Source organism: Streptomyces sp. NPDC001002 (genome assembly GCF_053599215.1).
This window is the reverse complement of the sequence record NZ_JBSFLV010000056.1, coordinates 53,737-59,830: the sequence shown is the minus strand read 5'-3', so window position 1 is coordinate 59,830 and position 6,094 is coordinate 53,737. Positions and strand designations below refer to the sequence as shown.

At 70.8% G+C, this 6,094-nt stretch carries 5 protein-coding genes; 2 read left to right on the top strand and 3 right to left on the bottom strand.

The window, feature by feature from the left end; all coding sequences use genetic code 11:
- Nucleotides 1–65: 65 nt before the first annotated feature.
- Genes ACWDR3_RS25005 through ACWDR3_RS24995 form a run of 3 tightly spaced genes read right to left on the bottom strand, consistent with a single transcriptional unit; the run spans nt 66 to nt 2,967 of the window.
- On the bottom strand, nt 66–689 hold the full coding sequence (locus tag ACWDR3_RS25005; protein ID WP_450354771.1) for an RNA-binding S4 domain-containing protein: 624 nt from the start codon (nt 687–689) through the stop codon (nt 66–68).
- A gap of 54 nt (nt 690–743) precedes the next feature.
- Nucleotides 744–2,441, bottom strand: coding sequence for an amidohydrolase (locus tag ACWDR3_RS25000; RefSeq protein WP_450354770.1), 1,698 nt, complete (start codon nt 2,439–2,441; stop codon nt 744–746).
- Nucleotide 2,442: 1 nt separating this feature from the next.
- Nucleotides 2,443–2,967: a hypothetical protein gene (locus tag ACWDR3_RS24995; RefSeq protein ID WP_450354769.1), complete on the bottom strand. Its 525-nt coding sequence runs from the start codon at nt 2,965–2,967 to the stop codon at nt 2,443–2,445.
- Nucleotides 2,968–3,211: 244 nt separating this feature from the next.
- Between ACWDR3_RS24995 and ACWDR3_RS24990 the strand changes: the two genes are divergently transcribed.
- Both ACWDR3_RS24990 and ACWDR3_RS24985 read left to right on the top strand, forming a co-directional pair.
- The gene (locus tag ACWDR3_RS24990) at nt 3,212–4,558 is read left to right on the top strand and encodes a M20/M25/M40 family metallo-hydrolase (RefSeq protein ID WP_450354768.1); all 1,347 of its coding nucleotides are present in this window, start codon (nt 3,212–3,214) and stop codon (nt 4,556–4,558) included.
- A complete protein-coding gene (locus tag ACWDR3_RS24985; protein ID WP_450354767.1) occupies nt 4,555–6,093 on the top strand; it encodes a YfcC family protein in 1,539 nt (512 codons plus the stop codon). The genes ACWDR3_RS24990 and ACWDR3_RS24985 overlap by 4 nt, the downstream gene beginning before the upstream one ends.
- Nucleotide 6,094 lies beyond the last annotated feature (1 nt).

Below are 6,094 nucleotides of genomic sequence, written 5' to 3'. Positions count from 1 at the left end.
CCGGCGGGCCGAGCTTTCTCGGCCCGCCGGACGCCACCGACCCATGTCCGGGCGCGGGCGTCATGTCACCGCTCGTGCGGGCCCTGCTCCCGCGGCCCGTCGCTCTCCGAGCGGGTGGTCCGGGCTGCCGTGGCCGAGTCCATGAGGCCGCGCAGGCGTTCCATCTCGCGGCGGTCGCGCTTGGTGGGGCGGCCCGTGCCGCGGTCGCGGATGCCGGCCGGGGCGCCGACGAACTGGCGCGGCGGCGGGGGCGGGGAGTTGTCGACGTAGCACTGGGCCGCGACCGGGGCGCCGACCCGCTTGCGGATCAGGCGCTTGACGATCACGACCCGCTCCCAGCCCTCCTGCCGCACCCGCACCTCGTCGCCGACGCGGAGGGTGTGCGACGGCTTCACGTTCTGGCCGTTGACCTTCACATGCCCGCCCTTGCAGGCACTGGCGCCGAGCGAGCGGGTCTTGGCCAGGCGTACCGACCAGATCCAGCTGTCGATGCGCACGGACACGCCGTCCGCCGGCCCGGCCGCCTCGGCGGCGGCGATCGCGGCGGCCACCTTCGGGTCGACGGCGGCCTTCTCGGCGGTCGCGGCGGCCGTCCCGTCCGCGCCGGCGGCCTTCGGGTCCGTACCCGAGCCGTCCGCCCCGGCCTCGGTGGCCCGCCCGCCCTTCTCCTCGTCTGTTTCGGAAGCCATGCCGTCGACCTTAGTACGCGGGTGTGACGTCGTGATCTGTCTCCCGGAGGCCGGTCAGGTCACCGGTGGGAGGGTCGGGCCGGTGGTGCCGAGCTGTTCCGCGGCCACCACCTGCGGCACGGGCCAGGTCACGCCCTCGGGTGGCCAGCTCTGCCCGGTCTCGCGGAGGAACTCGGCGGGGGGTTGGTAGAGGGGTGGCTGGGTGCCGTCGGGGATCATCGACGCCCAGGTGATCCCCTCCGTGCGGTCCTTGAACTCCTGCTTCATCGCCGCCAGTTGATCCGGCTGCTCGATCAGGTCGACGGCGGCGGCCGCCAGATAACGGGCCGCGGACAGCAGGGCCTGGTGGCCGATGTTCGTGGCGGCGGTCGCGGTGACACCCCAGTTGTGGTTCGGGATCCCCGGCGGGTAGGCCGCCGACAGCAGCACCGCGGTCGGCACCTGCCAGCTGATGTCCGCCGTGTCGGTGGCGAGACCGCCGGTGTACGCGGCGGCCGGCGGCGCCAGCGGGGTCAGCGCGGTCGGCATGCCCACCTCCTCCCGTCCGAGCGACTTCTGCACGGCCTTCGCCAACGCGTGGTCCGCGTCGGTGAATCGGGGCGCGCCGATCTGCTGCATGTTGTCGTTCAGCAGCTCCGCGCCGGCCTTGTTCGCCAGCAGATTCCAGGTCGCCGAGTGGAACTTGTGCACCAGGCGGGTCTGGCTGGCCGAGGCCGCCGACTTCGCGCACTCCACGATCTTGTCGTACAGGACACGGGCGCGCTGCGGACTGCCCTCGCGGACGAAGAACCAGATCGAGCACATGTCGGGCGTCACGTTCGGGGCGCCGCCGCCATTGATGATCGCGTAGTGGAAGCGACCGGAGGGGGCGACGTTCTTCTCCCGCAGGTACTCCGACATCGTCGCCATCAGCAGCGCGCCGTCGAGACCGCTCTTGTTGCCGAGCGGGGTGCCGCCGTGCCCGGACGCGCCGAGGAAGGTGAACGTCGCCGAGATCAGCGCGCTCGTGGTGTTCCAGAACGGCACCGTGATGTTGAAGGGGTGCCAGTCCAGGAAGGCGTCGAGACCGTCGTAGACACCCGCCTTGACAGCGAACGCCTTGCCGACCAGCTGCTCCTCGCCCGCGCTGCCGAACAGCTTCACCGTGGCCTTGAGGCCGTGGACGCGGATCGCGCGGGCCACCGCGATGGCGGCGGCGGTGCCGCCCGCACCCAGGGTGTTGTGGGCATCGCCGTGACCGGCGCCGTACGTCGGCCCGTAGGCGTCGTAGTTGTAGATCAGCGGGTCGTGGGTCGGGACGCCCCGCTTCTGGGACAGCCCCGGCAGCGCGTCGTACTCGGCGTTGAAGCCGAGCACCGGCCCGTCGTTGCCGTAGGTCGCGACGAAGGCGGTCGGGAAGCCGGCGGATCCCCACTCGATGTCGAAGCCCTCGGCCGCCAGCACCTTCGCCGTGGCCAGGGAGGACTTCCACTCCCGCAGGGACAGTTCGGCGTGCGACCAGATGTCGTCGCTCAGCTTCGTGATCGTGTCCTCGTGGGCGCCGATCCAGTCGAGCGCGGTCTGCTTCGCCGCGGTGCTCTTGGCGAGCCCCGCGGGAGGCGTGTATCCGGTGGGGGAGACGCCCGTCCTCTCGTCGTATCCGAGCGTCGCGGCGAGCACCGGATCGGCCTGCAGAATGGCGGCCGTCGTCGCGGTGGCACTCAGCCCGAACATTTTCAGCAGGCGCCTGCGGCCCAGGTCTGTGGGATTCATGTCAGCCGACCGTCTCGAATTCGGACTGGGCGAGATCGAAGTAATCCACCCAGGAAGTGAAATGCCGGAAGTCGGGGGTCAGCTGGAATACGCCGACAATGGGCAGATCGACGTCGTGATCGGAGTTCGTATAACGAAAGGAGTCGATCCGCGTCGCCATGACCGTGTGCTTCCAGGACACGGCACTCAGAACGGTGAGGGTGGTGTACTGGAGGACCCGTATCTGGCCGGCGAGGGCTTCCTGTATCGCCTCGCGCCCCGAATAGACGCCGGGGATGGGAATGTTCTGGTAGGTGGCGTCCGCCGTGAAGAAGGCGCCGAGTTCGGCGGCGTCGAGGTGGGACCACACGGCGCAGAACTTCCGGACCAGGTCGGTCGCCGGACCGGGCTCTATCGTGCCGGAGTCGGTCTGCGGGCCTAACTGGGCCGCCGAGGCGGGCGAGGTGCCGGCCGCGGTCGCGACGGTGGCGAGGGAAACGCCCCCGACGGTTCGGAAAAACCGCCTTCTGGCGGAAGAAGTATCCATGTCATGTATATATCGACCTCGCGCAATGGAGCCCCGAGGTCGGCGACCGCTTCCGGTCGAAGGTGCAGGACTTCTGCCCGAACGGACGGGCCGCCCTCCGGAACCCCTTGCCGACCTCTCCGCCCCGCACCCCCTCACCCCTCTTGCCCGCACCCCCTTGGCCCACCCCGGATGCACGCCACCCCCGCCCCGCCGAGGCTGTAGCCGGAGAGCGTCAGGGCAGAGTGAGGGGACCGACGTGGACATGGCAGCCAAGGTCGACGGGCTGATGGACGGGCTGCGGGCCGATCTGGAGCGGTTGGCCGCCATTCCCTCCGTCGCGTTCCCGGGCTTCCCGCCCGAACCCGTGCGGGCGGCGCACGACCTGCTGGTCACGCTGTTGCGGCAGGCCGGCGTGGACCGGATCGAGCGCATCGACCTGCCCGACACCGCCCCGGTCCTCTACGCCGAGATCCCGCCGCCGACCCCCGACGCCCCGACCGTCCTGCTCTACTCGCACTACGACGTCCAGCCGCCCGGCGACGAGAGGCTCTGGCTCTCCCCGCCCTTCGAACCCACCCCCGTCGAGGGCGGCCTGCGGGCGCGCGGCATCGCCGACGACAAGTCGAACGTCATCGCCCACCTCGGGATGCTGCGCGCGTACGAGGGCCGGCCGCCGGTCGGCGTGAAGATCGTGTTCGAGGGCCAGGAGGAGTACGGCAGCGCCTTCGACGCCTACCCGCCGAGCGACCCGGAGCGGTTCGCCTGCGACGCCATGGTGATTGCGGATCTCGGCAATCTCCGGCCCGGCACCCCCACCCTGACCACCGGACTGCGCGGCGCCGCCGAGGTGACCGTCGAGGTCCGCACCCTCCAAGAACCGCGCCACAGCGGGGAGTTCGGCGGCGCGGCCCCCGACGCGCTGCTCGCCCTGCTCAAGGCGCTCGGCACCCTGCACGACCTGCACGGCGACGTGGCCGTGGCGGGGCTGCGGCGCGATGAGTGGACCGGGGCGACGTACACGGAAGAGGAGTTCCGCGAGCTCGCCGGGGTCCGCGACGGCGTACCCCTCCTCGGCAGCGGAACCCTCGGCGAGCGGCTGTGGAGCGGCCCCGCCGTCACCGTCATCGGCCTGGACGCGCCGAGCGTCGACCACGCGGCCTCGGCGGTCGTGCCGTACGCCCGGGCCAAACTCAACCTCCGCTTCCACCCCCGGCAGGACCCGGTCGAGGCCCAGACCCGCCTGGTCGACCACCTGCGCTCGCTGCGCCCCTTCGGCATCCCGCTCACCGTCACCCCGGGCGACACCGGCCCCGGCTACGAGGCCTCGACCGGCGGTCCCGCCTACCGCGCCGCGCTCGCCGCGATGGAGGAGGCCTGGGGCGCGGACGCCTCGTACGTGGCCACGGGCGGTTCGATCCCGCTGGTCAACGGGCTCGCGCAGGCGGCCCCGGACGCCGAGGTGCTGCTCTTCGGGGCGCAGGACAGCATGTGCAATCTGCACGCCCCGAACGAACGGGTGCTGTTCTCGGAACTGCGCAACACGGTCGTGGCGATGTGCGGATTCGTCGAACGGTACGCGGCGGACTTCCGGCGGGAGAGCGCCGTATGACCGCGGAAGACGGCCGCGCGACCGCCGACACGGACACCCAACAGCCTGGCCAGAAGCGGAAGTTGACGTTTCCCTCCGCGCTCACCGTGCTGGCGATCGTCACCGTCGCCGTCTGGCTGCTCGCCTTCCTGATCCCCTCCGGGCAGTACGAGCGCAACGACTCCGGCGCCCCGGTGCAGGGCACGTACCACCGCGTCGACTCGGGGCAGAGCTTCCTCGACCGGCTCAACGACCTGTTCCTGTCGCCGGTCAACGGCCTGTACGGCATCCAGGACGAGAAGTCGGGCCAGGTAGGCCCCGATCTGGCCGGCGAACTCTACGGCAGCGCGGGCGTGTTCCTGTTCGTGCTCGCCATCGGGGCGTTCATCACGGTGGTGTTCGCGACCGGCGCCCTCGACCGGGGCATCGCCCGGCTGGCCCACCGGCTGCGCGAGCGTGGGGCGTTGCTGATCGCCGGGATCATGGTCGTGTTCTCGGTGCTCGGCACGGTCGAGGGCTTCGCCGAGGAGACCCTCGGTTTCTACGGGCTGATCGTGCCGTTGATGCTCGCCCTCGGCTACGACCGGATGGTGGCCGTCGGCACGATCATCCTCGGCGCCGGGATCGGGGTGCTGTGCTCGACGGTGAACCCCTTCGCGACCGGCGTCGCGTCCTCGGCGGCGGACATCTCGCTCGGCGACGGCATCGTGCTGCGGTTCGTGATGTGGGTGGTGCTGACGGCGGTGACGGTCGCGTACGTGATCCGGTACGCGCGGCGCGTGCAGAAGGACCCGGCGCGGTCGGTGTCCGGGTTCCTGCCCGGGGACCGGGACCAGAACGAGGAGGCCGTGGGGGAGGCCCCCGAGCTCACCGGGCTGCACAAGGCGGTCCTGGTCACCATGGGCCTGGTCTTCGCCTTCATGATCTTCTCGGTGGTGCCCTGGGCGAGCGCGCTCACCGGCGACGCGGACGCGACCCCGTACGGCTGGGAACTGGACTGGTCCTTCCCGCAGTTGGCCGCGCTCTTCCTGTGCGCGGCGGTCCTGATCGGACTCGTGGCGCGGATGCGCGAACAGCAACTCAGCTCGACGATCATCCAGGGCGCGGCGGACTTCATCTCACCCGCGCTCGTCATCGTGCTGGCCCGTGGCGTGACCGTCATCATGAACAACTCGAAGATCACGGACACCGTGCTGCACTCCATCGAGGGCGTGGTGAAAGGCACTTCGGCGGGCGTCTTCGCGATCCTCGTCTTCGTCGTCAACCTCCCGCTGGCCTTCCTGATCCCCTCCACCTCCGGCCACGCCACCCTCGCCATGCCGATCCTCGCGCCCCTCGCCGACTTCGCCGGTGTCTCCCGCGCCCTCGTCGTGACGGCTTGGCAGGCGGCCAGCGGCTGGATGAACCTGTGGGTCCCGACGACGGCGGTGACGATCGGTGGCGTGGCCCTCGCCAAGATCGGCTACGACAAGTACCTGCGGTTCGTATGGCCGTTGCTGGCGATCCTGTTCCTCCTGATCTGCGGGTTCGTGGCGCTCGGGGCGGCATGGACGTAGC

Bases quoted from the DNA above. Each gene is read 5' to 3' on its own strand.
- ACWDR3_RS25005 (WP_450354771.1), bottom strand. From the start codon at position 689: ATGGCTTCCGAAACAGACGAGGAGAAGGGCGGGCGGGCCACCGAGGCC.
- ACWDR3_RS25000 (WP_450354770.1), bottom strand. From the start codon at position 2,441: ATGAATCCCACAGACCTGGGCCGCAGGCGCCTGCTGAAAATGTTCGGG.
- ACWDR3_RS24995 (WP_450354769.1), bottom strand. From the start codon at position 2,967: ATGGATACTTCTTCCGCCAGAAGGCGGTTTTTCCGAACCGTCGGGGGC.
- ACWDR3_RS24990 (WP_450354768.1), top strand. From the start codon at position 3,212: ATGGCAGCCAAGGTCGACGGGCTGATGGACGGGCTGCGGGCCGATCTG.
- ACWDR3_RS24985 (WP_450354767.1), top strand. From the start codon at position 4,555: ATGACCGCGGAAGACGGCCGCGCGACCGCCGACACGGACACCCAACAG.